This is a genomic window from Pseudomonas sp. BT-42-2, from assembly GCF_025847435.2.
Taxonomy (GTDB): Bacteria; Pseudomonadota; Gammaproteobacteria; order Pseudomonadales; family Pseudomonadaceae; genus Aquipseudomonas; species Aquipseudomonas urmiensis.
In genome coordinates, this window is sequence record NZ_JAOYTM010000001.1 from 159,036 (window position 1) to 184,101 (window position 25,066).

At 63.1% G+C, this 25,066-nt stretch carries 27 protein-coding genes and 1 pseudogene; 13 read left to right on the forward strand and 15 right to left on the reverse strand.

The window, feature by feature from the left end; translation table 11 throughout:
* Nucleotides 1-79: 79 nt before the first annotated feature.
* A pseudogene (locus tag OIU19_RS00735) lies at nt 80-841 on the reverse strand (cache domain-containing protein); the annotation flags it as partial.
* 301 nt (nt 842-1,142) lie between these two features.
* On the opposite strand from OIU19_RS00735, the gene OIU19_RS00740 reads away from it, so the two are divergent.
* Together OIU19_RS00740 and OIU19_RS00745 are read left to right on the forward strand one after the other, a co-directional pair.
* Nucleotides 1,143-1,973 carry an undecaprenyl-diphosphate phosphatase gene (locus OIU19_RS00740; protein WP_186554337.1) on the forward strand — a complete coding sequence of 277 codons (831 nt, stop codon included), beginning with the start codon at nt 1,143-1,145 and terminating at the stop codon, nt 1,971-1,973.
* A 1-nt stretch (nt 1,974) separates the two neighbouring features.
* Nucleotides 1,975-2,421: a DUF1294 domain-containing protein gene (locus OIU19_RS00745; protein WP_264232617.1), complete on the forward strand. Its 447-nt coding sequence runs from the start codon at nt 1,975-1,977 to the stop codon at nt 2,419-2,421.
* Here OIU19_RS00745 and OIU19_RS00750 read toward each other — a convergent pair.
* Nucleotides 2,414-2,773 carry an MmcQ/YjbR family DNA-binding protein gene (locus OIU19_RS00750; RefSeq protein WP_264232618.1) on the reverse strand — a complete coding sequence of 120 codons (360 nt, stop codon included), beginning with the start codon at nt 2,771-2,773 and terminating at the stop codon, nt 2,414-2,416. The genes OIU19_RS00745 and OIU19_RS00750 overlap by 8 nt on opposite strands.
* A complete protein-coding gene (locus tag OIU19_RS00755) occupies nt 2,766-3,668 on the reverse strand; it encodes a LysR substrate-binding domain-containing protein (protein ID WP_264232619.1) in 903 nt (300 codons plus the stop codon). The genes OIU19_RS00750 and OIU19_RS00755 overlap by 8 nt, the downstream gene beginning before the upstream one ends.
* Before the next feature lie 132 nt (nt 3,669-3,800).
* On the opposite strand from OIU19_RS00755, the gene OIU19_RS00760 reads away from it, so the two are divergent.
* Together OIU19_RS00760 and OIU19_RS00765 are read left to right on the forward strand one after the other, a co-directional pair.
* A complete protein-coding gene (locus OIU19_RS00760) occupies nt 3,801-4,412 on the forward strand; it encodes an FMN-dependent NADH-azoreductase (protein WP_264232620.1) in 612 nt (203 codons plus the stop codon).
* A 179-nt stretch (nt 4,413-4,591) separates the two neighbouring features.
* The gene (locus OIU19_RS00765; RefSeq protein ID WP_264232622.1) at nt 4,592-5,623 is read left to right on the forward strand and encodes a dienelactone hydrolase; all 1,032 of its coding nucleotides are present in this window, start codon (nt 4,592-4,594) and stop codon (nt 5,621-5,623) included.
* On the opposite strand, the gene OIU19_RS00770 is transcribed toward OIU19_RS00765, so the two are convergent.
* From OIU19_RS00770 to OIU19_RS00780, 3 genes are all read right to left on the reverse strand, one after another.
* On the reverse strand, nt 5,600-6,781 hold the full coding sequence (locus OIU19_RS00770) for an MFS transporter (protein ID WP_264232624.1): 1,182 nt from the start codon (nt 6,779-6,781) through the stop codon (nt 5,600-5,602). The two genes, OIU19_RS00765 and OIU19_RS00770, sit on opposite strands and share 24 nt — an antisense overlap.
* A gap of 196 nt (nt 6,782-6,977) precedes the next feature.
* Complete coding sequence (locus OIU19_RS00775) at nt 6,978-8,564, reverse strand: ABC-F family ATPase (RefSeq protein WP_186554344.1); 1,587 nt, start codon at nt 8,562-8,564, stop codon at nt 6,978-6,980.
* A gap of 32 nt (nt 8,565-8,596) precedes the next feature.
* Nucleotides 8,597-8,947, reverse strand: a complete 351-nt coding sequence (locus tag OIU19_RS00780; RefSeq protein WP_264232626.1) for an integrase — start codon at nt 8,945-8,947, stop codon at nt 8,597-8,599.
* 84 nt (nt 8,948-9,031) lie between these two features.
* Here OIU19_RS00780 and OIU19_RS00785 point away from each other — a divergent pair, with 84 nt between their 5' ends.
* The 5 genes from OIU19_RS00785 to OIU19_RS00805 all read left to right on the forward strand — a co-directional run bounded on the left by OIU19_RS00785 (nt 9,032) and on the right by OIU19_RS00805 (nt 11,560).
* Nucleotides 9,032-9,340 (forward strand): hypothetical protein, encoded by a 309-nt coding sequence (locus tag OIU19_RS00785; RefSeq protein WP_264232627.1) that lies wholly within the window; start codon nt 9,032-9,034, stop codon nt 9,338-9,340.
* 249 nt (nt 9,341-9,589) lie between these two features.
* Entirely contained in the window at nt 9,590-9,952 is a 363-nt protein-coding gene (locus OIU19_RS00790; protein ID WP_264232628.1) for a hypothetical protein, read from the forward strand.
* A gap of 210 nt (nt 9,953-10,162) precedes the next feature.
* Entirely contained in the window at nt 10,163-10,459 is a 297-nt protein-coding gene (locus OIU19_RS00795; protein ID WP_264232630.1) for a hypothetical protein, read from the forward strand.
* 106 nt (nt 10,460-10,565) lie between these two features.
* Complete coding sequence (locus tag OIU19_RS00800; RefSeq protein WP_186554349.1) at nt 10,566-10,979, forward strand: hypothetical protein; 414 nt, start codon at nt 10,566-10,568, stop codon at nt 10,977-10,979.
* Nucleotides 10,980-11,059: 80 nt separating this feature from the next.
* The gene (locus OIU19_RS00805) at nt 11,060-11,560 is read left to right on the forward strand and encodes a methylated-DNA--[protein]-cysteine S-methyltransferase (protein ID WP_264232632.1); all 501 of its coding nucleotides are present in this window, start codon (nt 11,060-11,062) and stop codon (nt 11,558-11,560) included.
* Between the two features lie 28 nt (nt 11,561-11,588).
* Here OIU19_RS00805 and OIU19_RS00810 read toward each other — a convergent pair whose 3' ends face one another.
* From OIU19_RS00810 to OIU19_RS00820, 3 genes are all read right to left on the reverse strand, one after another.
* The gene (locus tag OIU19_RS00810; RefSeq protein ID WP_264232634.1) at nt 11,589-11,831 is read right to left on the reverse strand and encodes a hypothetical protein; all 243 of its coding nucleotides are present in this window, start codon (nt 11,829-11,831) and stop codon (nt 11,589-11,591) included.
* The gene (locus OIU19_RS00815; protein ID WP_264232635.1) at nt 11,828-12,571 is read right to left on the reverse strand and encodes a carbon-nitrogen hydrolase family protein; all 744 of its coding nucleotides are present in this window, start codon (nt 12,569-12,571) and stop codon (nt 11,828-11,830) included. The genes OIU19_RS00810 and OIU19_RS00815 overlap by 4 nt, the downstream gene beginning before the upstream one ends.
* Before the next feature lie 118 nt (nt 12,572-12,689).
* Nucleotides 12,690-13,205 carry a DUF3016 domain-containing protein gene (locus OIU19_RS00820; protein ID WP_264232637.1) on the reverse strand — a complete coding sequence of 172 codons (516 nt, stop codon included), beginning with the start codon at nt 13,203-13,205 and terminating at the stop codon, nt 12,690-12,692.
* A 78-nt stretch (nt 13,206-13,283) separates the two neighbouring features.
* Between OIU19_RS00820 and OIU19_RS00825 the strand changes: the two genes are divergently transcribed.
* Nucleotides 13,284-13,979, forward strand: coding sequence for a metallophosphoesterase (locus tag OIU19_RS00825; protein ID WP_264232638.1), 696 nt, complete (start codon nt 13,284-13,286; stop codon nt 13,977-13,979).
* Here the strand turns inward: OIU19_RS00825 and OIU19_RS00830 are convergent.
* Nucleotides 13,957-14,577 (reverse strand): LysE family translocator, encoded by a 621-nt coding sequence (locus tag OIU19_RS00830; RefSeq protein WP_264232639.1) that lies wholly within the window; start codon nt 14,575-14,577, stop codon nt 13,957-13,959. The genes OIU19_RS00825 and OIU19_RS00830 overlap by 23 nt on opposite strands.
* A 340-nt stretch (nt 14,578-14,917) precedes the next feature.
* On the opposite strand from OIU19_RS00830, the gene OIU19_RS00835 reads away from it, so the two are divergent.
* A complete protein-coding gene (locus tag OIU19_RS00835; protein ID WP_264232641.1) occupies nt 14,918-15,394 on the forward strand; it encodes a YbjN domain-containing protein in 477 nt (158 codons plus the stop codon).
* The gene (locus OIU19_RS00840) at nt 15,391-16,329 is read left to right on the forward strand and encodes a peptidylprolyl isomerase (protein WP_264232643.1); all 939 of its coding nucleotides are present in this window, start codon (nt 15,391-15,393) and stop codon (nt 16,327-16,329) included. The genes OIU19_RS00835 and OIU19_RS00840 overlap by 4 nt, the downstream gene beginning before the upstream one ends.
* A gap of 99 nt (nt 16,330-16,428) precedes the next feature.
* On the opposite strand, the gene alkB is transcribed toward OIU19_RS00840, so the two are convergent.
* The 5 genes from alkB to OIU19_RS00865 form a co-directional block, all read right to left on the reverse strand.
* Nucleotides 16,429-17,073 (reverse strand): DNA oxidative demethylase AlkB, encoded by a 645-nt coding sequence (gene alkB / locus OIU19_RS00845; protein ID WP_264232645.1) that lies wholly within the window; start codon nt 17,071-17,073, stop codon nt 16,429-16,431.
* A gap of 123 nt (nt 17,074-17,196) precedes the next feature.
* Nucleotides 17,197-18,642: a curlin gene (locus tag OIU19_RS00850; RefSeq protein ID WP_264232646.1), complete on the reverse strand. Its 1,446-nt coding sequence runs from the start codon at nt 18,640-18,642 to the stop codon at nt 17,197-17,199.
* Nucleotides 18,643-18,658: 16 nt separating this feature from the next.
* Nucleotides 18,659-19,132: a curlin gene (locus OIU19_RS00855; protein WP_264232648.1), complete on the reverse strand. Its 474-nt coding sequence runs from the start codon at nt 19,130-19,132 to the stop codon at nt 18,659-18,661.
* Between the two features lie 20 nt (nt 19,133-19,152).
* Nucleotides 19,153-21,384 (reverse strand): Ig-like domain-containing protein, encoded by a 2,232-nt coding sequence (locus OIU19_RS00860; RefSeq protein WP_264232650.1) that lies wholly within the window; start codon nt 21,382-21,384, stop codon nt 19,153-19,155.
* A 32-nt stretch (nt 21,385-21,416) separates the two neighbouring features.
* Nucleotides 21,417-22,763, reverse strand: coding sequence for a hypothetical protein (locus OIU19_RS00865; protein WP_264232652.1), 1,347 nt, complete (start codon nt 22,761-22,763; stop codon nt 21,417-21,419).
* A gap of 389 nt (nt 22,764-23,152) precedes the next feature.
* Between OIU19_RS00865 and OIU19_RS00870 the strand changes: the two genes are divergently transcribed.
* On the forward strand, nt 23,153-25,066 hold the full coding sequence (locus OIU19_RS00870; RefSeq protein WP_264232654.1) for a sigma-54-dependent Fis family transcriptional regulator: 1,914 nt from the start codon (nt 23,153-23,155) through the stop codon (nt 25,064-25,066).

The window sequence follows — 25,066 nt, forward strand, 5'->3', positions numbered from 1 at the left end:
CGGCCGATTGGGCCAAGGCGTGGGCGGTGCCTTGCAATTGACCAACCACCCCCTGCAGCTTGCCGTTGAAGCGGTTGAAGTGCTCGCCCAGGTGGGTGATCTCGTCGCGACCATGGGTGTCCAGGCGCTGGCTCAGGTCGCTTTCGCCACTGGCGATAATGCCCATGGCCTGTACTGCTTCCTGCAATGGGCGGGCGATGCTACGGGCGATCAACATCACCAGCAGCCCCATCAACAGGGCGATACCCAGGCCCAACAGGCAGGCATCGCGAACCTGGCGGGCGAACTCGGCCTGCACGTCATCGACGTACACCCCCGAACCGATGATCCACCCCCAAGGCTTGAACAGCTGGATGTACGAGGTCTTGGCCACCGGCTCGCTGGCACCTGGCTTAGGCCAGCGGTAGTCGACGGGCCCGGCGCCCTGGCTGCGGGCCAGGGCCACCATTTCGTTGAACACGGCAAAACCGTCTGGGTCACGGATGGCCGCCAGGTCCTGGCCATCTAGCTTGGGGTTGGCCGGATGCATGATCATCTTCGGCGCCAGGTCGTTGATCCAGAAGTAGTCATTCTGGTCGTAGCGCAGGCCGCGCACCACTTGCAGGGCTTGCTGCTGGGCGGCGTCGCGGGTGAGCGTGCCGTTGGCTTCCAGGCCTTGGTAGTAGGCCAGCACCCCCGCTGCGGTTTCGACCACGTGGTGGGTCTTCTCGGCCTTGGCCCGGTACAGGTCAGCATGGATCTGGCGCAGCATCAGCAGCCCCAGTACCAGCAACATCGCCACTGCCACCAGCAAGATCAGCCACAAGCGGCGGCTGATCGACATCGACCTCAAGGTCTTCATTTATAAGCTACTCCCGCGTTGTTCTTGTTATTGAGATGCATCCAAGCATGCTTTGCCGTTGCTCCCCCAGTCGACCAATGGCTAGGTGTCCGGCAGGACAATCCATGATGTTTGCGCGCGAGCCTTCGGCGGGCTGCTCTGATAGCATCTCGGCCGCTTTGGATGAAACCTTTAGGCATCTGGAACAATTCAACTGGCATTGCGCCTGGCAGTCGCTGTAAAACTGCCGGGCCGCGTGCGGCAATCACCAGTAAATCAAGAACAAGGGGCGTGCCACGAGCTGCGTCCCATCGGGGGAATGATGGATTTTTGGAGTGCCTTTCAGGCAATCATCTTAGGCGTCGTCGAAGGACTGACAGAGTTTCTGCCGATCTCCAGTACCGGGCACCAGATCATCGTCGCTGACCTGATCGGTTTTGGTGGCGAGCGGGCCATGGCGTTCAACATCATCATCCAGCTGGGCGCGATCCTGGCAGTGGTGTGGGAGTTCCGCCGCAAGATCTTCGATGTGGTGCTGGGGCTGTCCAGCCAAGCGCCGGCGCGACGCTTCACGGCCAACCTGCTGGTCGCGTTCATGCCGGCAGTGGTGCTGGGCGTGCTGTTCGCCGACTACATCCACGAGTACCTGTTCAACCCGATTACCGTGGCGGCCGCCTTGGTCGTGGGCGGGGTGATCATGCTCTGGGCCGAGCGGCGTGAGCATCGTATCGAGGTCGACCATGTCGATGACATGCACTGGAGCCACGCGCTGAAGATCGGCCTGGTGCAGTGTGTGGCGATGATCCCAGGGACTTCGCGTTCCGGCTCGACCATCATCGGCGGTTTGCTGTTCGGCTTGTCGCGCAAGGCCGCGACCGAGTTCTCGTTCTTCCTGGCCATGCCAACCATGGTGGGCGCTGCGGTGTACTCGGGCTACAAATACCGGGAGCTGTTCCAGCCGGCCGATCTGCCGGTATTCGCCATCGGTTTCGTGGTGTCGTTCATCTTCGCCATGATCGCCGTGCGGGCGCTGCTCAAGTTCATCGCCAACCACAGCTATGCGGCCTTCGCCTGGTACCGCATCGTCTTTGGCCTGATCATCCTGGCGACCTGGCAGTTCGGCTGGGTCGACTGGGCGACGGCGCAAGGCTGACATGGCGCGTACGCACACTGCGGCCAGGCGCGGCAATGGCGGGCAAGAGGGCGTGCGCAATGCACGCCTGAAGCTGCTGGTTCTCGCCGTCCTGTGCCTGATGCCTGGCCTGGGTGCGGCGCAGATGGCCTGGAGTGGGCAGTCGTGGTTGCCACTGGCGGCCTATCCCGCTGTCAGCTTGATCAGCCTCATGCTCTATTGGCAGGACAAACAGCAGGCCCGCAGCCAGGCCTGGCGCACGCCGGAAAAGGTCCTGCATGCCAGCGAACTGTGCGGCGGCTGGCCCGGCGCATTGCTGGCCCAGCAGCTGTTTCGGCACAAGACGCGCAAGGCCTCCTATCAGCTGAGCTTCTGGGCCATCGTCGCCGTGCACCAGCTGTTCTGGTTCGATCACCTGGCGCTGCAAGGGCGCTGGCTAGGCGCGGCGGTAGCGCCGTTGTTCAGATAAGCAGGCCAAGGCGCAATCGTTTGGGCAGGCGCAGCACCACCAACTGGTGGGAACGCTGCAGCAGATCGCACAGCTGGGTTCGGCCCATGGGGTAGGGCGGGGCCATGCTGATCCAGCGGGCCCTGGCCAAGTAGGGAGCCGGGCGCACGCCCGGGAGGTCGACATACCCCAGGAACAGCTCGTCATCGACCTTGAACGACAACCCCGCACCCGCCAGGTCGAGCACGGCAAACATCTTGTTGCCGGCCACCGAGAACACCCGGATCCCACCCCACTTGTAGTCTTCTCGCGCTCCTGGCAGGCCCAGGCAAAACTCGGCCACCTGCTCAGGGCTCATGCGTTGCTCAGACATAACGCTCTCCACAGGCCTCGAACGAGGCCGCCAGATGGTCGATCCACACCCGCACCGCCGGCAGCACGCCCCGCCGGTGTGGGTACACCGCCTGCAGCCAGCCGCCCGGCAATGACCAATCGGGCAACAGGCGTACCAACTCACCGCGCTCCAGCTCTTCTTCGCAGTACATGCTCGGCAGCGCTGTGAAGCCCAGCCCGGCCAGCACCGAGGCCTTGCGTACGACAAAGTCATCGATGGCCAGGCGCGGCTCCAAGGCCAGGTCCTGCTGGCGCCCGCCAGGGCCAAACAAGCGCAGGTGCACCAATCGATCAGCCTCGGCCGCGCCCAACACCGGTAGGCTGGCCAGCTGCGAAGGCTCACGGATGTCGTCGGCAAAGCCTGGCGCGGCAACCAGATGCATCTGCGCCTGGCGCAAGCGGCGGGTGACCAAGGCCGGGTCCTCGTCGCCCAGGTCGCGCACCCGCAGGGCCACGTCGATGCCTTCGGAAATCAGGTCGACCCGGCGATTGAGCAGGACCATGTCCAACTGCACCAGCGGGTGCAACTCCAGAAAACGGCTGATCACCTCCGGGAGAAAGGCATGCGCCAAGGCCACCGGGCACGACACCCGCAAGCGCCCGCGCGGCTCACTGGTCATGCTGGCGACGGCTTCATCAGCCATCTCCGCTTCCAGCAGCATGGCCTGGCAGTGATGCAGATAGCGCTCGCCCACCGCCGTCAGCTTCAGTTGACGCGTGGTGCGTTGCAGCAAACGGGTACCCAGGCGCTCCTCCAGCTCGGCGATACGCCGCGACAGGCGCGATTTGGGGATACCCAGTTGGCGGCCGGCGGCGGCAAAGCCGCCGGCCTCGACCACGCGGGCAAAGTAGAACAGGTCGTTGAGATCTTGCATGTGAAAACCCATTGTTCCATCAGTAGGACAAACTAATGCATTTTTACCGACTTATCAGCTATTCGATGGTTCTATAGGATTCTCTCCATCGTGATCGCCCACTACCGCGGTCGTCATTCACAGGAGAGTCCCATGAAACTGTTGCATATCGATTCGAGCATTCTGGGCGACAATTCCGCCTCCCGTCAGCTGAGCCGCGAAGTGGTAGACGCCTGGAAAGCCGCTGATTCGAGCATCGAAGTGGTCTACCGCGACCTGGCCGCCGATGCCATCAGCCACTTCTCCGCCGCCACCCTGGTTGCCGCTGGCACCCCAGAGGAAATGCGCGATGCCGCCCAGGCGCACGAAGCCAAGCTGAGCCAGGAAACCCTGGATGAGTTCATCGCTGCCGACGCCGTGGTGATCGGCGCGCCAATGTACAACTTCACTGTACCGACCCAGCTCAAAGCCTGGATCGACCGCATTGCTGTCGCTGGCAAGACCTTCCGCTACACCGAAGCCGGTCCAGAAGGCTTGTGCGGTAACAAAAAGGTGATCCTGGTTTCCACCGCAGGCGGCCTGCACGCTGGCCAACCGACCGGTGCTGGCCATGAGGACTTCCTCAAGGTGTTCCTCGGCTTTATCGGCATCACCGACCTGGAAATCGTCCGTGCCCACGGCCTGGCCTATGGCCCAGAGCACCGCAGCCAAGCGATCGACGCCGCTCAGGCACAGATTGCCGGTGAGTTGTTCGTCGCTGCCTGAGTGCAGTGATGTGCTGACGCCATCGCGGGGCAAGCCCGCTCCCACGCCGCTTCCTTTTAGAGGGCGGTAGCGGTAGCTGGCTCGCCCCGCGCTGGGTTGTTTCATCCAGTTTTCATCTGCTGGCCGATGCCGGGGCTTATGCTGGCGCTATCCTTCCGTTTGGCGGGGAGACGCCCGCGATGAACCGAGCCCCTTTGCTGGTAGCGTGCCTGTTGTTGGCCGGCCTGTTGGCCCGCGCTGACGCGGCGCCGTGGGTTGCAGGGTTGCATCAGTTGCAACTGGTCGACCCGCTGGACGCCCGCCCGATGCAGGCCTTGGCGTTCTATCCCTCCACAGGGCAAGCACATCACATTCGCCGTGAAGGCTATCCGCTCACCGTGGCCGAGGATGCTCCGGTCGCGCTGGGGCAATTCCCTTTGCTGGTCGTGTCCCACGGCAATACCGGCAGCCCTTTGGCTCTGCACGATTTAGCCAGCGCGCTGGCGCGTCGGGGATTCGTGGTGGTGGCGCTGACCCACCCGGGCGATAACGCCAGTGACCATAGTCGCCTGGGTACCTTGAGCAATCTCTATGGCCGGCCATTGCAAGTGAGCGCAGCGATCAGCGCTGCGCGTGCGGACAGCGTGCTCGGGCCCTATCTGAACGACGGCAAGGTGGGCGTGATTGGTTACTCGGCAGGGGGCGAGACGGCCTTGATCCTGTCTGGCGCCCAGCCCGATCTTGATCGTTTGCACCGTTACTGCCTGGAGCGCCCTGGTGATGCCGATGCCTGCAAGACCCACGGCGTGCTGATCGCTGATCGCAGCGAGCTCACCGCCCAGGCCGACCCCAGGGTTGGCGCATTGGTGCTGATGGCGCCGTTGAGCTTGATGTTTGGCCGGCACGCCTTGAGCGGCGTGCATGTCCCCGCGCTGATCTACAGCGGGGACAACGATCAGTTGCTGGCGCTGGATCGCAATGCCCAGGCTCTGGCGCGCAAGCTGCCGGTCACCCCCGACTATCGGTTGTTGGCAGGGGCGGGGCATTTCATTTTCATGGCGCCCTGCGATGCCGAGCAGCATGCGCGCATGCCTGTAGTGTGCAAGGATGCCGAGGGTGTCGACCGTCGGCAGATTCATCACTCGCTACAGCGCGAAACCGCCGATTTCTTTAGCCAGACCCTGGGCGAGCCAGCGCCAGGCGAGCGCTCAGCGGCGGCGAGCGAGCACTAGGGTCAGGCCCACCCCAGAAAGCGCCAGCAGGGCGGCCACGCCGAAGATCGAGGCATAGCCCAGGTGCACCGCCACTGCGCCCATCACCGGGCCGGCGATTGCCAGGGCCAGGTCGAAAAACACCGCATAAGCCCCCAAGCCAGCGCCACGGCTGCTGCTCGGCACCTGTTTGATCGCTTCCACGCCCAGGGCCGGATACACCAGCGACAGGCCGAATCCGGTCAAGCCCGCGCCAACCAGCGCCCAGGCAGGCGAGGGCGCAAGCCAGAGCAGGCTCAGCCCGAGCACTTCCGTCGCCATACAGCTCACAGCCACCGCATAACCGCCAAAGCGATTGACCGCATTGACGAACAGCAGCCGCGAAATGATGAAGCACACGCCGAACGCGCTCAGGCACAACGCCGCGCCAGCCCAGCCGCGTTCCAGGTAATACAGGGTGACGAAGGTGGTCAGCGTGCCATAGCCAATCGAGGCCAGGGTCAGGCCCATCCCGCATGGCGCTACTCGGGCGAACGCCGACCAGAACGGCAGGCGTTCGCCGCGCACTACCACGACGTCAGGCCGCTTGCGCAGGGCCAGCAGCGCCAGTGTCGCCAGGGTCAGCAGAGCCGGCCCCAGCACGCTGAAGTCCAGGCCATCGACCATCAGCACGCCCACCGGCGCGCCGATGGCGATGGCGCCATACGAGGCGATGCCGTTCCAAGAGATCACCCGTGCGGTGTGCTCGGCGCCCACCTGGCTGATGCCCCAGCTCAAGGTGGCAACGCCGATCAAGCCTTGGGCGATGCCCAACAGCAAGCGCCCACCGAGCAGCAGCGCCAGGCTCAGCCAGGGCAGGCTCAGGGTCCAGGCCGAGACCAGGGTCAGCACCCCGCAACCGGCGATGCCAAACAAGCCGTAGCGTATGGCTCGCTTGCCACCCAGGCTGTCTGCTACCCGCCCGGCGAACGGCCGGCTGAGCAGTGTCGCCAGGTACTGCAGGCCGATGGTCACCCCAGCGATCACCGCGCCAAAACCCAGTTGGTCGTGCACATAACTGGGCAGCACCGCAATCGGCAGGCCGATGCACAGGAAGGCGATGAAGGTATAGAAGACGATCGAGAGGATCTGCTGGGTGATGGCAAAGCTATTACTGGGAGCGGGTTCTTGCGCGGTCATGGGCTCGTTCGCGGGCGGGCGGTTGGGCGTGCAAGCATCATGGCCGTAGTCTGGGATAAATGAAAGCAGGCTAACGAATTATTCGTCGGCTCGCGCTGGCCGCAGGCCGAAACGACCGCGGGGCAAGCCCACCCCCACGCACTGCGTGAGGGCCGGCTTGCCCCGCGATTGCTGGCTACTGAGTCAGTCGCTCAGCTCAGACCACCACGCCCTGGCTACGCAGGTAGTCGTCATAGGTGCCGCTGAAGTCGACCACGCCTTCAGGCGTCAGCTCGATGATCCGCGTAGCCAACGACGACACGAACTCGCGGTCATGGCTGACGAACAGCAGGGTGCCTGGGTAGTTTTCCAGCGCCAGGTTCAGTGCCTCGATCGATTCCATGTCCAGGTGGTTGGTCGGTTCGTCCATCACCAGTACGTTCGGCTTTTGCAGGATCAGCTTGCCGAACAGCATCCGGCCTTGCTCACCACCGGAAATCACCTTGACCGACTTGAGGATCTCGTCATTGGAGAACAGCATCCGGCCCAAGGTGCCACGGATCATCTGCTCGCCCTGGGTCCACTGGCCCATCCACTCGAACAGGTTGACGTCATCTTCGAAGTCGTGGGCGTGGTCCTGGGCGTAGTAGCCCACTTCGGCGCTATCGGTCCACTTGACCGCACCCGCGTCTGGCTGCACTTCACCGACCATGGTGCGCAGCAGGGTGGTCTTGCCGATACCGTTAGGGCCGATGATGGCGACGCGCTCACCGGCTTCGACGGTGAAGCTGAAGTCCTTGAACAGCACTTTGTCGTCGAATGCCTTGGCCATCTTCTCGATGGTCACCGCCTGACGGTGCAGCTTCTTGTTCTGCTCGAAGCGGATGAACGGGCTGACCCGGCTCGATGGCTTGACCTCGGCCAGCTGGATCTTGTCGATCTGCTTGGCCCGCGAGGTGGCCTGCTTGGCCTTGGAGGCGTTGGCCGAGAAACGGCTGACGAAGGTCTGCAGCTCGGCGATTTGCGCCTTTTTCTTGGCGTTGTCGGCCAAAAGTTGCTCGCGCGACTGGGTTGCAGCAGTCATGTACTCGTCATAGTTGCCCGGGAACAGGCGCAGCTCGCCGTAGTCCAGGTCAGCCATGTGGGTGCACACGCTGTTGAGGAAGTGCCGGTCGTGGGAAATGATGATCATGGTGCTGTTACGCGCCGTGAGAATGGTTTCCAGCCAGCGGATGGTGTTGATGTCCAGGTGGTTGGTCGGCTCGTCGAGCAGCAGCACGTCCGGATCCGAGAACAACGCCTGGGCCAGCAGCACGCGCAGTTTCCAGCCCGGCGCGACTTCGCTCATCGGGCCGTAGTGCTGTTCCAGGGGAATACCCAGGCCCAGCAGCAGTTCGCCGGCGCGCGAGTCGGCGGTGTAGCCGTCCATTTCGGCGAACTCGGTTTCCAGTTCAGCGACGGCCATGCCGTCTTCTTCGCTCATCTCAGGCAGCGAGTAGATACGATCACGCTCGGCCTTGACCTTGAACAGCTGCTCATGGCCCATGATCACGGTGTCGATCACAGTGAAGTCTTCGTAGGCGAACTGGTCCTGGCGCAGCTTACCCAGGCGGGTGTTCGGCTCAAGCATCACCTGGCCGCCAGACGGCTCCAGATCGCCGCCGAGGATCTTCATGAAGGTCGACTTGCCGCAACCGTTGGCGCCGATCAGGCCGTAGCGGTTGCCGTTGTTGAATTTGACCGAGACGTTCTCGAACAGCGGCTTGGCGCCGAATTGCATGGTGATGTTAGCGGTAGAAATCAAGTGCTTGTCCTGCGGGGATTCCAGAGGTGTATTTAGGCCCTGTCGTCAGTCTTGGGCCAATTTTGGGCCAATACGACGCGGGGCGGCAGCTTCTCCAGCTCCCTCCAGTCCGAGGAGGAGCTGATCCATTTCGCGTAGGTAGAGAGCAACATCTCGACGCTGTGGCCAAGCTGGCTCGCGATGAACGCGGGGTTCATCCCAGGCATCAGGCACATGGTTGCGTAGGTGTGGCGGGTGTCGTACTGACGGCGTTCACGGATGTTCAGCGCCTTCAGCGCCGATTTGAAGTGGCGGATTGTAACACTTGGCTCGTTGATCCACAGCCCACCTTTGCCAGGTTGGAACACGAAGCGACTAGTCGGGTGGGCCGACTTGGACGCCATGCGACGAAGGGTAGCCTATCGAATCGTGGCGATTGATTGGCGCCACTCATTTGATATCGTTGGGTTCCGCTTACAGGAGGTTCTATGTCAGGAAAGTTTGTCACGCGCTGGTTCTACGCATCACTGGAATCAGGAACCAAGCCAGCCGGGCTCTTCGGGAACAAGGTCGAAGTTGTTCACAATCAGAAGGTCGTGGATTTTGATGAGTACGCGGCGCACTTACAAAAAATGTACGAAGACTTTGATCACGCCGGCTACGACGTTATCAACGTGGTACCGATTGCGATGGGGCAGTCCGAGTCATGCACACAAACGACCGGCAATTACGTAGGGGATGTCGGATTCTCGATCACCCGCGGCGCGGTCGTCGTTGGCAAGCGCCGAGATTCCTAGGCAACACTCGCGAGTTCCGATACCGTCGGCCATGGATCATTGGCTCGCGCCAGTGCTGCCATCGGCGGCGGGCTAACGCTGTTGCCACACGTACGCACCTGCTCGGTCTTGGTGAACGGCGGTCAGCAGCCGTTCTCCACTTATCTCTTTGTCGCTCTCCTTCGTCTACCCAGCCTGTCTGTATCAAGACTTTACTGAGGCGGCCAGGCTGCTAAAATACCGGCCCTTTGAAACCTTGAGACGGATCTTATGCGCAACGTTCTTGCTATGTCCTTTGGCGGTCTGACGCCTAGCTATTACGCTCGTCAATTGTTTTTCGGCGCACTCTTCGCGGCCTTTTTCATTTACATGAAGTCACGTGCTCCCCTCGGGATTGACTTCGCCACCGTGGCCATTTCCGTGGTGAGCACATTGCTCTATCCCTACTCAAGGTTCGTGTACGAGAGCGCGGTGGGTTTCATCATGGGGCGCAACGTATTCTTCGTGAACGCGTTGTTCATGCTGGCTGCCAAGTTCTTCACGATGTTCGTGTGCTGGTTCCTGGCGATCTTTATCGCCCCGCTTGGACTGCTGTACCTCTATTGGCACCACAGTCGCCAGCCGTCCAACTAAACCTTCGCAGCCCGGCTATCGAGTCGGGCCTGGTCGTTTTTCAGCCCTGGCAAGTGCCGGGGCTTTTTTATGCAACAGTGCCTAGGGCCGAGCTCAGTCGCAGCGTCATCGCGCTGATCGGCTTGGTTGCTATCTGTGGCTGGGATTGGCGCGTTGTCCTTAGGTGGGCTATTGCTGAAACGTCGGCACTGGAGCGAATCAGGAGGTTGTATGAGGCAGGTTCTGTTAGGGGCACTGCTGGCTTGCCTAGCCGGGCTGGCCCAGGCGCAGATTCCACTGGTCAACGCCACATGCCCTGGCGACATCGAAGTGCACGCCGATGAAGGCGGGCCGATCTACATCAATGGCAAGGAGGCCAAGCTGAAGACGTTCAACGACAACTATTTCGAGGCCAAGGGCAGTGGTGTGACTATTTCCCTGACCGTCAGCCCCGATGGCTCGCCGAGCGTCTCCTACACCGGTAAAGGTGGCGCCAATGGCGTGTGTGAATTGACTGAAGAGGATTGATCGCGCATACGCCTAGCCACCTCGCCAGGTGGCTGTGCTGGCAGCTAGCAGCTACAGTGCAGGCCAGGGCAGGAAACGCCCAAGTCACGAACATGGAGGTGGTGGGGTGGTTGCGAAGCTCTTGGTGACCGTTGGCATAGTCTTCTACGCCGTCATCGTGCCGATTCTCGAGGTCAATGACAGCCATGTCTTCAATCAGGCGTGGGCGCCGCATGCACGCCTGCACGAGACCTGGCAATTGTTCACCAATACCGCGCTTGGGGTGTTCAGCGTCTGGCTGGTCTGGGTCAAGGACAATCTGCGCCTGGCCAGCCTGCTGACCGCCTTCGTCACCGGCGGCTTCTTGATGGCGTACTGGTTGCGTGATGGCTACGGCGGCTCGATGGTGCTCTCGGACGGCTCAGAGAAGATGATCCTGGGGGTTAACCTGGGGCTTTTTGCCTACACCCTGGCGATCGCGCTGGTGGGTATCGCGTTGGGGCTTGAGCGGCGCAAGCGAGATTCGCGTGCTGAAACCTGAGCGCTGCTCAGCTGCCCAGGTGCCGTTGCAGGCATTTGCGGGTAAAGTTCGCTGAACACCTTGTTACCCAGGTATTGGCTATGTCTTGCGCATTCACCCTCATGCAATCGCCCGTGGGCACCTTGACCCTGGTTGCGCGGGGTAATCGACTGGCTGCGGTGTTATGGCAGGCGGAGCGGGAGAATCGCGTGCGTCTGGGCGAGCTGCAGCGTGATGACGAGCATCCGCTGTTGCGAGAGACTGCATGTCAGCTGGGTGAGTATTTTGCCGGGCAGCGGCAGCGCTTCGAGCTGGATTTGGACTTTGTCGGCACCGAATTCCAGCGCCAGGTGTGGGCGGCGCTGCTGACCATTCCGTTCGGCGAAACCCGCAGCTACAGCGAGATCGCCCGACAGATCGGCAACCCCAGTGCTGTCCGTGCGGTCGGCGCGGCCAATGGCCGTAACCCTATTTCGATCATCGCCCCTTGCCATCGGGTGATCGGCGCCTCAGGCAGCCTGACTGGCTTTGCCGGTGGCCTGCCGGCCAAGCAACTGCTGCTGGCCCTGGAGGGGAGGCAAAGCCTGGCGCTGGATTTCTGATCCGCCAGCGCGCGGCACGGCCAAGCCCTCAACTAAGCCAATAGGCCAACAGGCAAATCACCAGTGCCAGGGCGCTACCAGCCATCAGGCTGTATTGGCGATGGGCGCGCCGGGCATGCTGCTCGACTTCGCGCAAGTATTGGCCAGGCGTTGGCGCATCCGGCCGATGGCGCAGCCCTTGGGCAATATCGGCAAGTTGGCCGCGAATCAGCAGGCCCACCAGCCAGTAGCTGCAGGTGTAGCTGGCCACGATCAGCAACAGGTATCTCATGCCCCCAACTCGGCCAATGGCACGGCCTGGGCCTTGCCCGTGAGGGTGTCGAGCACGATCAGTCCTGGCGACACGTCATCCAGGGTGGCCAGCAGGTTGCCTTGTGCATCCCAGGCAGCCGATCCGCCCGCGCCGACAAAGGTATCGGCAGGGCCTATGCAGTTGGCCAGCACTACCGGCATGGCGAAACGCCGGGCGACTTCGGGGTAGTGTTGGTAGCCTTCCTTTATGCCTTTGGCAGTCTTGGCCACGCTGACCAGGTAAAGCTCGGCGCCAAGTTGACACACCTGCTGTGCGTGCTCGAAGAACATCGATTCATAACAGATCGCCGGCGCCAGCCGAAGGTCGTCAACAGCAATCAGCAGTGGTTGATCGCCTGCGACGAAGAACGGCAGCTCATCGGCATGCAAGCGTTGCTTGGCATACCCCAGGCGAGGTTGACCAGGGCGCACTACAGCCATAGCGATTTGCACGCCCGCCGCTGTCGCCAGCGGTAGCCCGAACGCGATGACCACCCCGTGGCGGTCGCTCACCACCTGCAAGGGGTCGACTAGCGTCGTGTCCAGCGGCTGGGCCAGCTCGCGGGCCAGGCTCGGCTCATAGCCGCTCAGGGACAGTTCAGGAAACACCACCACCTGCGCGCCATGGCGCACGGCCTGCTCGACGCAATGGACATGGCGTAGGAGATTAGCTTGCAGGTCGCCCTTATCAGAGGCAAGTTGGACAGCGCACAGCTTCATTTTGGATCCATCCTGGCGACGGCTGAGCGCCGAGGATACTATCGCCCACAGCCTACACACCAGTGCAAGCAGGTCAATTCCACGCAAAGAAGATCAACATGAGCCAATTGCTAGTCACTCAAGAGGTCGGCTTGGGCGCAAAGCGCTGGCGGAACCAGTCATCGAGCATGGCTTTTTCAGCAAACAAGCGGTCGCTGCTGCTGACCTGGCGGCCCGGACGACTCAAGTACATCTTGTCGCTGACTCGCTCTTGGGCCTGCTGATCGGGTTTTCCCGGTTGGCTCAAGGTGTAGTTCAGCTCGATGGTCGGCCAAGTGATCTCGCGCATGAAGCGCACATCGTAGGCGTAGCTGTTCCATGGCTCGTAGCGACCCGCCAGGTCGATGTCGCGGATGTCGATGCGCAGCTGCTGACCGGGTTGCAGGTAGCGTTGACCGAGTTGTTGCAGATGAGCGCTGAGCGCCTTCATCACCTGCTCATCGGCGCCACGCTCGTAGCCTTGGCTGTTGAGGCTGGCATCGCGGAATTTTTCCGGGTGATCGAAACGCACCTCGACCTGCGCGGTCGGGGTGCCTTGTGCCATGCTGTCGAATGCCAGCACCATCAGTACGGCACAGGCGAGTACAGAACGCATGATGCACCTCCGGTTTTGCTGACTGGGTGTACTTTCATTCTACGCCTGGCGTTGGCGCAGTAGCAGAGGAACCATGTCATGACGCTTTTTCGCCGGCTAGCAGCCAATCGCAAAGGGCGCGACCTGGCTGTGGGGGATATCCACGGGCACTTCGCGCGCTTGCAGCGATGCCTGGATGCGGTCGGTTTCGACCCGCTAGTCGACCGCCTGTTCAGTGTCGGCGACCTGGTCGATCGCGGGCCGCACAGTGAACAGGCGCTGCACTGGTTAGCCCAGCCCTGGTTTCATCCGGTGCAGGGCAACCACGAAGCCTTGGCCGTTACCTATCTGCGCGGTGGGCGCTTGGATCTGGACATGTACCGCGCTGCCGGCGGTGGCTGGTTTCTCGATCTGCCCAGCAGCGAGCAGCTGCGCTTTGTCGAGGTGTTCGCCAACCTGCCGCTGGCCCTGGAGGTACCGACCGAGGCGGGCTTGATCGGCCTGCTGCATGCCGACAGCCCGTTCGCCGACTGGCCGACCCTGCGTAGGCGGCTTCAGGCCGAGGATGACCCGCAGGTGCGCGAAGTCTGCCAATGGTCGCGACGTCGGCTCAAGGAGGGCGACACGCAGCGCGTGCAAGGCCTGGCAGCGCTGCTGGTCGGCCACACCCCGGTGCTGCAGGTCAAACAGTTGGGCAATGTCTGGCATCTGGACACCGGGGGCTGGAGCAGCGGCCACTTCAGCCTGCTGGACATGCACCGGCTGGTGTTGCTCAGCCCAGCGCCAGGTGAATGAGTACGGCGCTGGCCAGCAGGATCAGCATGATCCCCGAGGCGCGCTCGAGCCAGGGCAGGGCGCGACTGAAGCGGCGCAGTACCCGGCGATTGCCGATGCTCACTGCTACCAGCAGGTCCCACAGCAAGACAATGGCGAACATCCAGCAGGCGTAGGCGATTCTCCAGCCTGCGCTGCTGCTGGCCAGCATGCTCGCCAGGCTTGCGTAGAACAGCGCGTTCTTCGGGTTGAGAATGCCCGAGGCAAAGCCCATTGCCAGGCTTGCCAACCAGCCCTGGGTCGCCCGCGCTGCGCTGGCTTGAAGGTTATCCAGGGCGTTCTGCCCGGCATGGCGCAGGAACAATCTGCCGATGTACAACAGATAGGCGCAGCCAGCCAACTGCAGGGCCATGAACAGCGCACTGCCTTCGCGCAGTATCGCTACCCCAGCGAAGGCGGCGCCGATGAACACGCCATTGGCCAGCGCGATGCCCAGGCAAGCACCGCTGGCCACCCGCCAGCCAGCGCTGGCCGAGGTGCGCGCGACCAGGAAGAAGTCCGGGCCGGGTGAGAGCAGGGCGAGAAAGTGGGCGGCGGCGACAATCAGAAATTGCTCCATGGACTAGGTTGGCTCCGGTGGCGAAAGCCTTAGTCTCAAGCGTCATCGCTTGGGCGTATTGAAGAATATTGCACGCAGCGACCAGGCGCTGCGACGCAAAGCCTTTACTCCAAGCGGGCTGGCCTCATCGCGGGGCAAGCCCGCTCCCACGCCAGTCGGTGTTCGGCTTTGCCCCGTGATGAGGCCGGCCTGGTCGATAGAGAAACCGTTGTCGATCAGCAAGGGATTATTCCCAAGGTAGTAAGGCCGGTGCTGGGCGCAACAGCTACGCTAGAGCGCATTGCCCAGGTAGCGGGCAATTTCTGAGCTGTGCATTGCCTCATCACAAGGAAGACGACACATGACCGAAGTCACCCTGATCGAAACCGTAAGCGCCGACTCCCTCACCCAGTTGCTGCAAGATGCCGGTTGCCGGGTCAACCGCAGCGAGCAGAACGCGGTGGTGCAGTTGCTCAGTGCCAGCCAGGGCGTGGGCTATGCCGTGCGGTTTGGTAATCGTGCGCCGAACAAGGAGGGCGAGTTCCTCGATTTCACCTTCAGCTGCGCCTTGCGTATCCAGGGTGAGCTGCCCGCGGGCCTGGCCGAGCGCTGGAACGCCAGCCGCCGGTTTGCCCGGTTGTCGGTGCAGGGCGAGTTCCTGGTAATGGAGATGGATGTGGTGGTCGCCGACGGGGTCAGCGAGAAACACCTGCTGGGCAGCCTGCTGCTGTGGGATCGCCTGCTGCAAGAGTTCATCGTCTACCTGCGTGACTACAGCCGCAACCTGGCCGACCAGGCGCCAAGCGAGGCAGCCACTGCAACGGCGCGCGCCTCTTGAGCGCGCGTACCCTGTGGGCCGGCGCCGGGGCGCTGGCCGTGATCGCTGTGGCAGTGACCTTGGCGCTACGCCCGGGGGATGAGCCAGTGGCAGCGGCGCGTACTGCGCCGGCTGCCGACAGCGGGCCGACCTTGGCGCGGCTGGGCGATCAACACGTGGGCAGTGATGAACTCAAGGCACTGCTGGCGCTGTTGCCTGAGGATGCGCGCAATCAGTTGCGCAACGATCGGCCAGCATTGGAAGCCTGGATTCGTGCACGCCTGGCGGAGAAGGCGCTGTTCCAGCAGGCACAAACCCAGGGCTGGCCGCAACGGCCTGAGATCTTGACACAGACCCGCGCGGCGACCGAGCAAATCGTCTTGCGCGACTACCTGAGCTCGGTGAGCAAGGTGCCCGACGATTACCCCAGTGACGCGCAGTTGCAGCAGGCCTACGACAATGGCAAGGCGGGCTTGCAATTACCTGTGCGTTATCGCCTGAGCCAGATCTTCCTGCGGGTGGAGAACCCCAAGGATGACGAGGCAGTACGCAAGCAGGCCCAGGCACTGGCCAAGCAGGCGCAAGCCAGCGACGCTGACTTTGCCGCACTGGCGCGTGAGCACTCGCAGGATGAAGGCACCGCGGCGCAAGGCGGCGATACCGGGTTGCAGCCTTTAGCGGGGTTGTTACCGGAGGTGCGCGGGGTGGTGCCCAAACTCAAGCAGGGTAGTGTCAGCGAGCCGGTGCAAAGTGCTGCGGGCTATCACATCATCAAGCTGGTCAGCCAGGAGCCGGCGCGCACGGCAACGTTGGAAGAAGTTGCCCCGCGTTTGCGCGAGGTGTTGCGTGCCCAGCGTCAGGAGCAGTTGGCCAAGGCCTATGTCGAGGGCATGTTCGACAGCGCGACGTTGAGTATCGATGGCGCGGCGTTGAACAAGGTGGTTGAAGGTAGCTGATCGAGGTTGCAGTTGCTGAGCTTATCGCAGGATCACTTGCCATTCGGGCCGCACAGCGGCCCCACAACAGACGACGCCGGTCTTAAGTGAGCAGCGATATCACCCCGCCTTACGCAAAGTCAGGTTGATCCGCCGCTCACCCAGGCGTTCATGCACGCCGGGCTTGATGGGCAATACACCATGAAAGCGCAATCGATCCTCGCCACCCCAGACCAACACATCGCCATGGTTCAGGGCAATGCGCTGGGTTCGATCGGCGCGCTGTAGCCCGCCAAACAGAAATACCGCCGGCAAGCCCAGGCTGACTGACACGATGGGCTGACCGAAGTCGTGCTCGTCTCGGTCCTGGTGCAGGCTCAAACGCGTCCCGGGCAAATAGTGGTTGACCAAGCACGCGTCGGGCACGAAGCCGTCGAACCCTGCTTCACTGGCGGCCCGGGCTGCCAGCGCCAACAAAACCTGGGGCAGGGCGGGCCAGGCTTTGCCGCTGACAGGGTCTATTGGGCTGTAGCGATAGCCGCGCTGATCACTGACCCAACCCAAGCTGCCACAGTTGCTCAGGCCCACCGCCATGCGCAAGCCACCCGGTGTGTGCATGTGGCGAAACGGTGCGGCGCGCAGCACCGGGCGCAGGGCATCGAGCAGCGCCTCGACGTCGCCCAGGGCGAAGCCTGGCAACAGCACGGTGTGACTGGCCAGGCGCTGCGGCTGCGGGCCGAATAGGTCGAGGTCGGACTGAATCATGCCGGTGGCTTCGGGTGGAAGTAGGCGCATTGTATCGCGGTCGGCCAATCACCACAGCGCCAGAAGCGATAAAAAGGAACCGCGACGCCAGGGAGTGAGCGCCGCGGTCCAAGGGGGGAGCGATTACTGCTGGTTGACGGTCGCCAGGTTGGCGTTGCCGAATTGGGTGATGGTGGCGCTCTGGTTGGCGCCGCTCTGGTCGACGAATGCCTGGTTGGCATTGCCGCCTTGGGTCACGTAGGCGACGTTGAAGCTGTCGGTCTGTTTGAGGGTGGCCTCGTTGCCGCTGCCATACAGCTGGTTGGTATAGCTCTGGTTGCTGTAGCCCGATTGCTCCAGGGTGATGGTATTACCGGTGCCAGCGGAAAGGCCGGTGGCGTAGTTGTCGGTTCCGCGCTGGTCGGCGATCAGCAGGTTGTCGGTGCCGTTCTGTTCGAAGTACAGCTCGTTGTTGCTGTCGACCTGATTGGTTTGCATCTCGTTGCCCACGCCTTTCTGGTTGAGGCGGGCGAGCTGGTTGGCGCCGTCCTGGGTCAGGTTGACGCTGTTGAGCGAGCCGTTCTGGTTGATTTCGGCGCGTTGCGCCGTACCAAACTGGCCCCCGGCTTTGTCACCCTTCCAGTTGCTGGCCATGATCTTGTTGCCATTGCCGGTGGTGGTGATGCTCAGGTTGTGGTTGTCGCCGGTCTGGTAGGTGAAATGCAGGTTGTTGTTGCCGTTCTGCGAAATACTGGTGACCGAGTTGTTGGTCTCGAACTGATCGGACCAGCTGGCGTTGGCGGTGCCGCTCTGGCTCAGGCTGGCCAGGTTGGCTTCGCCGAAGCTCTGGTCGATGTAGCCTTCGTTGCGCTCGCCGCTCTGGTTGACGCTGGCCTGGCTGTCGGTCTGATTGCCTTGCCAGACCTCCACCGAGTTGCCGTCGCCATGCTGGTTGATGCCGATGACCCCGGCAAAACCATCACGCTGGTCGCCGTAGGCCCAGTTGCCCTTGCCCTCTTGGAAGATCTGGATATTACCGTCCTGATGATAGAGGTGCTCTGCGGCGGCAAAGTTGTCGGTACCGCCTTGCATGATCAGTGCACTGTTGTTGGTGCCACCGAACATTTGCTCTACCACCGCCTCGTTACGGTCGCCCCACTGCATGGTGGTGGCGTGGCTGCCCACTTGGGTGTCCTGGAACACGATCGATTTGTTGGCACTGCCTTGTTGGGTCTGCAAGGACTGGTTGCTTTCACCTACAGACTGACTGGACAAACTGTCGTTGAGGCTGCCGCCCGATTGCTGGGTGATCTGGCTGCCTTGCTCGAACAGTTGCTCGCCGTAGCCGGCGTTCTTCGAGCCGGTGGCGCTCTGGTTGATGTGGCTGGTGCTGTTGTCCTGCACGGCTACGTGGTAGTGGCCTTGGCCAGTCTGGTTCTGGGTTGCCGAGGCGAACGACGACTGGGTCTGCTTGACTTCAGCGCTGTTGTCGGCGCCGAGCTGGTTTTGCGTCGAGGTGCTGTCGTCGGCCATGACCTGGCCGGCCAGGGTCAGGACTATCGCGGCGCTTAAAGGTGCGAGCTTGAACATGGTGGTGCCTCCAGGTCTATCGATATTGGGTGATCTGTACGTGTTGGCCATTGCCGGCTTGGGTCACGGCGCTGGTCAGCCCCGTGCCGGCCTGCTCGATGCTGGCGCTGTTGTTGTTGCCGATCTGCTCGATCGCAGCACTGTTGCTGTTGCCGCTCTGGCGGATCGAGGCGGAGTTGCCGTAACCCTGCTGGCTGATCGAGGCCATCAGGTCGTTGCCGTCTTGCAGGATGTACGCCTCCTGCGCGCCCCCGGCCTGGACGATCCGGCCCAGCAGGGCCTGACCGTTCTGGTCGAGGGCGGCGCGGTTGCCCGTGCCTTGCTGCTCGATGATTGCTGCCTGGCCCGAACCTGCCGGTAGCAGGCGCACGATCAGCGGTTCGCCAAGGTCGTTGCCGGTGGCAAGGTCGGCGTTGTCCATCAGGTCGTCGGCCCAGGCAGCCTGGCCACTCAAGGCCAGGCACAGCAGCAGCGGGTACAGACGGTTCATGGCGTTCTCCTTGGCAGCTGTTACTGCACGACCACTGGCACGGTGCGGGTGGTGCCTTGGCTACTGCGCACGGTGGCCGATGGCGTGGCCGTTGGGATCACCGTGGTGCTGTTGCTCACCGCCAGGCGCCAGCGACCGGTCACCGGTACCGTGGTGGTGCCCAGGGTCACCAGGCCACTCGGCGTGGTCACCTGCACGGTGATGGTGTTGCCGGTGGTCACCGACGAGGTGCCGCTGATGTCCCAGTTGTAACGGTTGTTGGAGCGCGCCGAGACTGTGGCGGCGGTTACCGCGAAGTTCTCTGCGACTGGGCGTGGCGACACCTGTACCGTGACCGTGCCTGGGCTGGACAACGCCCCTACCGCGTCACGCACCACGTAGGTGAAGGTCGTGGTGAAGGCCGTGGTGACGGTGGTTGGCGGGGTATAGGTGACCGTCGTGCCATCGGTGGTCACGGTGCCCCGACCAGGCGCTGGTTGGCCGACGCTGGCGACGGTCAATGGCAGGTTGCCTTCCAGGTCGGTGTCGTTGGTCAACACGTTGATGGTCAGCGGTACGCCCAGGGTAGTAACGGTTTCGGCAACCGCAGTGGGTGGCTGGTTGGGCGCGACGTTGATGGTCACCGTGGTCAGCTCCGATTTCAGGCCTTTGCTGTCCTGGGCGCGGTAGCTGAAGGTGGCCACCAGCGGCGAGGCGGCGCCGGGCGGTGGGGTGTAGGTGATCGCGGTCGTGCCGTTGAGCACCACTGAGCCCAGGCCGGTGCCAGGTTGGGTCAGATCGGTGATCGCCAGGGGCACGTTGAGGTCTGGGTCGCTGTCGTTGGCCAGCAGGTTCAGGGTCAGCGGCACGCCGACACTGGTACTGCCACTGTCGGCCTGGGCCAGCGGTGGTTGGTTCTCGGCTTCGACCGGCGCGCTGCCGACCACGATCACCGGCTCGACATCGCTGCCGCCGTGGGCGGACTTGACGGTGACCGATGCTGGAGGTTGGGTCAGGCCATTGACCGTCAGGCTTTGCAGCGTGCCGGATTTGGACATGCGCCCGTAGCCTTGGGCGACCAGGTCAGGCACCTGCACTTCATCGCTGGAGCTGGCCTCGATCAGCAGGCGTTTGTTGGCCCAGTCGTAGCGTGCGGTGCGCACCTTGACCACGTCGGTGAGTTTGCTCGACAGCGAGGTCGGGCGGGTGGCGCCGGTCGCGCTGCTGGCGGTGACCACCACCACTGGCGGCGGTGCGGCCTGGGTCAATTGCTGGTTGAAGAACAGCCCGTTGTTGTCGGCCAACATGTTGAATTCACACGGCGACGGCGGTGAGCCCACCAGTGCCAGGCTATTGCGCAGGCACAGGCTGGCGCTGTTCGGCGCCTTGGCGAAGACCTCGACGCGGGTACCGGCGCCGTTGCGCTGGTAGGTGGCGCGTTGCAGCTGCGCCGGGGTTTGCTCACGCGGGTCGAGCACCTTGCCGGAGACGCTGAAGAGGTTGGTTTCGATCTGTCCAGGAGGGCCTTCGATGCGCACGAAGTTGGTATTGAACGGGCTGCCGACCACCGCCTCGTTGAGGTTGGGATCGCCGATGAAGGTCTCGATGGCGCTGGTGTCCGGGTTGACCTCGGTCACCAGGCCGGCGGCGCGCTGCAGGAACGGCCCGATGTTGCCGTTGAGTGCACCGGTAAAGTTGCCTGGGGCGCCGATGCCGATGTCGCGGGTGATGTTGATCGCACGCCGTCCACCTGCCGCGACCGTGACCCTCTCGACCCCGTAGGGGTGGGTGATGGTGTAGGTGCCGGCAGTGGGTACCGAGGCGCGGATGCGGACGCGGGCGAAGCTCTGCTGGTCGCCATCGACCGGGTTCTCCGAGGCGAATGCCGCCTCGATACCGGCCACATAGACTTCCAGCTCGTAGCCGCTATTACCCACTTGCGGTATCGAGGTCTCGGCCAGGAACCAGAACATTTCTGGCGGCCAGTTATCCGGGAATACCAGTGGCAGGGCATCGTCATAGATGCCTGGCTCTGGCAGCAGGGTGCACATGTAGGCAGGTGCGCCAGGCGCACCGGGTGCCCGCGAGCTGGTAGCGCGCGACTGGCACAGCTCAAGGGCCAGGTCGTTGGCGTCCTTGTACCACATCGGGTAGCGCCCGGTGGCCAAGGTATAAGGACCAGGATCGACTTCGCTGAGCGCGGCCCAGGCAACGCTGCTCAGGGTAAAGGAGAGCCCGGCTGCGTACAGCGTGCGGCGTGACCATGTGTTCATGATGCCTCCTTGGAGGTACGGCCGTTGTCTGTTCATGGCACCAGCACCACGTCTTCGCTGTCGCTGCCGCCATGGGCGCTGGTCACCGTGACCGAGGCCGGCGGGATCGGCGAGAGCCCGGTGGTCAATGTTTTCACTGCACCATTGCCGGCGAGGCTGCCGATCAGCGCGCCATCGAGGGTGCTGGCGGTCATCGCCGGCGGCGAGGTTTCATCGCTGCTGCTGGCGACCAGGGTCAGCTGGCCGCTGGCCAGGCTGTATTCCGCGCGGCTGATGGTCACCAGGTCAGTCAGTGCCAGGTTGGCGTTGGTTGGCGTGCTGCTGGCGATGGCCACGCTGTTGTCGGCATTGACTACCAAGGTGGTGGGCAGGGTCGGGTTGAGGGCCGACTGCGCGTACCAAGTGCCGGTGCCATTGGCCTCGGTCAGCGATTGGCTCGGGCTTTGGCTGGTCAGGCTGACCGTGGCCGGTGGCGGTGGGGCCATGACGAACACGTCCTGCTGCGCGCGCAGGTCGCCATTGTCGGTGTGCCGCGAGTAGGTGCTGCGCAAAGGAATCAGCGGGGTGGGGCGCTCGACCGTGGACAGTTTGCCGGAGATCGAGAACAGCTCGGTGCGCAGGTCGATGCCATTGGGGCCTTCGATGCGCACGAAGTTGGTGTTGAACGGGCTGCCGGTCACGGCTTCTTCCAGGTTCGGATCGCCAATGTAGCGTTCGCTGGCGCCGGTCAGCGGGTTGGTCTCGGTGTAGGGGCCGTTGACACTGCGCAGGAACGGCCCGACGTCGCCCTTGAGTGCGCCGCTGAAGTCGCCGGCGCCGGCAATGCCGATGTCGCGAGTCATGTTGATCGCGCGCTGGCCGGCAGCAGGCACGTCGAATACGTCGACACCATAGGGGTGGGTGATGATGTAGGTGCCGGCCACCGGTACATCGACGCGGATCCGCACCCGGGCGAAGCTGACCTGGTCGCCTTCGACCGGTTCTTCGGCAGCGAACGCCGCCTCGATTGCCGTGCCGAAGCTCAGGTCGATGCCACGGGCAGCATCGACGATGGCCGCATCGGCGGTGAACCAGAAGGTCTCGTCGGGGAAGTTGCTGGGAAACACGATTGGCTGGGTGTCGTCGAACACCCCGGGGGTCGGCAGCAGCGTACACATGTACGACGGTGCGCCGGGGGCGCCTGCTACCCGCGAGCTGACCGCCTTGGACAGGCACAAGTCGAGCGTGCGCCCGTGGCTGTCCTGGTACCACGAGGCGAATCCGCCGGTTTCGGGATGATAAGGCCCGGGGTCGACTGCATAGAGTGCAGCTTGGGCCGGAAGCTGGAGCATGCCGGCGAGGATCGCCACTGCCAGCGGGTGGGGTATCGGTCGGTGCATGAGTCAATCCCTCCTGCAAACGGGCCCAAGGGGTTGGGGCGTCTGAGGGGGTATGGGCAACAGCCATGCCAGTTTTTGGTGATAGGTGTGCAGCCCTTGTGGGGCAAGGCTTGTAGCCCTGAAGGGCAAGGCGCTTTGGGTGTGCGCTGGGTGGGCGGTGGTCCCCAGCATTGGGGAAATGGGTGGAGGGATTGGCTATCTATCCTCCGGGGCCTTTTCGCGGGTCAATCCGCCAAGTGGACGACGTACAATTGCCTGCCTTTACGTATACGTAACCTTATGCCACCCTCAGGCCTACCTTGATGACGCTTGGTTGATTCTGACGCACACTGCAGGAAATTCCGTGGCCCGATGTCTCAGCGTGGCTGGGGCACCGCTGGAGTAAAACAATGGCGCGACAATTACCTATAACAAACGCCCAAGATCCTTTGCACGAATCCCGTCAGGCCCGTCTCAGACTGGCCAGCGAAGGCGAACTGCCGTCCGGGATGCTGCGTGACGAAATCGATGCCTCCTGGCGCCGCAGCCTGGGTCATGGCCTGGACTGCCTGCAAGGCGAACAGGTCGGCCTGGGCATGCAGCAAAGCCTCGACCTGCGCGCACTGCTCGAACACAACCGGCTGCTGATCGACGCGGTCACCCCTGAACTGGACTACCTGGTCGAACGCCAGGGCAAGAGCGGTATCGTCATCCTCGGCGATGCCCAGGCCAACGTCCTGGCCATCGAAGGCCAGAAACATGTGCTCAACCGCGAGGGCCTGCGCGACCTGCACCCTGGCAGTTGCTGGAGCGAAGCCCTGCGCGGCACCAATGCCATCGGCACGGCCGTAGTAGAAGGCCGGCCAACCCTGATCAATTGCGGCGAACATTACCTCGACCGGCTCAGCCCGTTCTCCTGTACTTCGGTGCCACTGCGCGACCCGCGTGGCGAGGTGATCGGCGTGCTCGATGTCACCCGCGAAGGGCTGATGAGCCAGCCCCAGGACAGCCTCTGCACCTTGATGCTCGCCGCGGGCAACATCGAAAGCCGGCTGTTCGGCCTGTGCCATCCTGAACAACTGGTGCTGGCATTTCATAGCCGCGCGCAGTACCTGACCAGTGCCTGGCAGGGGCTGTTGGCCTTGAGCCTGGAGGGTGAAGTGCTGGCGGCCAACGACAATGCCTGTCAGCTGCTGCAGGTGGCGCGCCAGGCCCTGATCGGTCGACGCTGCAGCGATCTACTCGGCGAACGTTCGCCCGCGTTTATCGCCCGGTTGTGGCAAAACGGCGTAAGCAGTGTGCAGACCGCCAAGGGCGAGTTCTTCTTCCGTGCCTTGCAGCTGCCGCGGCACAACAACCTCAATGGCAGCGTGCCGGCGAGCAAGCCTGCCCCTTTGAGTAAATCCCCCGCGCTGGACAGCCTGGCCGGTGGCGATCCGCGCCTGGCGCGCAACCTGCGCATGGCCCGCCAGGGCCTGGTCAATGGGCTGCCGGTGCTGCTGCTGGGCGAGACCGGTACCGGTAAGGAGGTGGTCGCCCGTGCCTTGCATCAAGCCAGCCCACGCGCCGACAAGCCGTTCGTGGCGGTCAACTGCGCGGCGATCCCTGAGGGCTTGATCGAGTCCGAATTGTTCGGCTACCGCGAAGGCGCCTTTACCGGCTCACGCCGTGGCGGCATGACCGGCCGGCTGATGCAGGCCCACGGCGGTACGCTGTTCCTCGATGAGATTGGCGACATGCCGCTGGCCTTGCAAGCGCGCCTGCTGCGGGTGCTGCAAGAGCGCCGGGTAGCGCCGCTGGGCGCAGGGGAGGAGCAGGACATCGATGTCGCGCTGATCTGCGCCACTCACCGCGACCTCAAGCATTTGCTGGCCGAGCAGCAGTTCCGTGAAGACCTGTACTACCGGGTCAACGGGGTATCCCTGCGCTTGCCAGCGTTGCGTGAGCGTGATGACCTGGCTGGCATCATCGAGGGCCTGCTGGACAAGTTCGGCGCCAAGGGCGTGGCGCTCGACCCGGCCCTGGCCGAACTACTCGATGGCTTCGACTGGCCGGGCAACATCCGCCAACTGGAGATGGTCTTGCGCACCGCCTTGGCCATGCGCGAGGACGGCGAGCAGCTGCTGGGCCTTGAGCATCTGACCGATTGCCTGCTGGACGAGTTGGCCAGCGGTGCGGCGCCTTCTGGCAGCCTGCGCGAGAACGAGCTTGAGCTGATCCGCGGCGCCCTGGCGCGTCACCAGGGCAATGTTTCGGCCGCGGCCCAAGCCTTGGGCATCAGCCGTGCGACGCTCTATCGCAAACTCAAACAGCTGCGCGGTTAA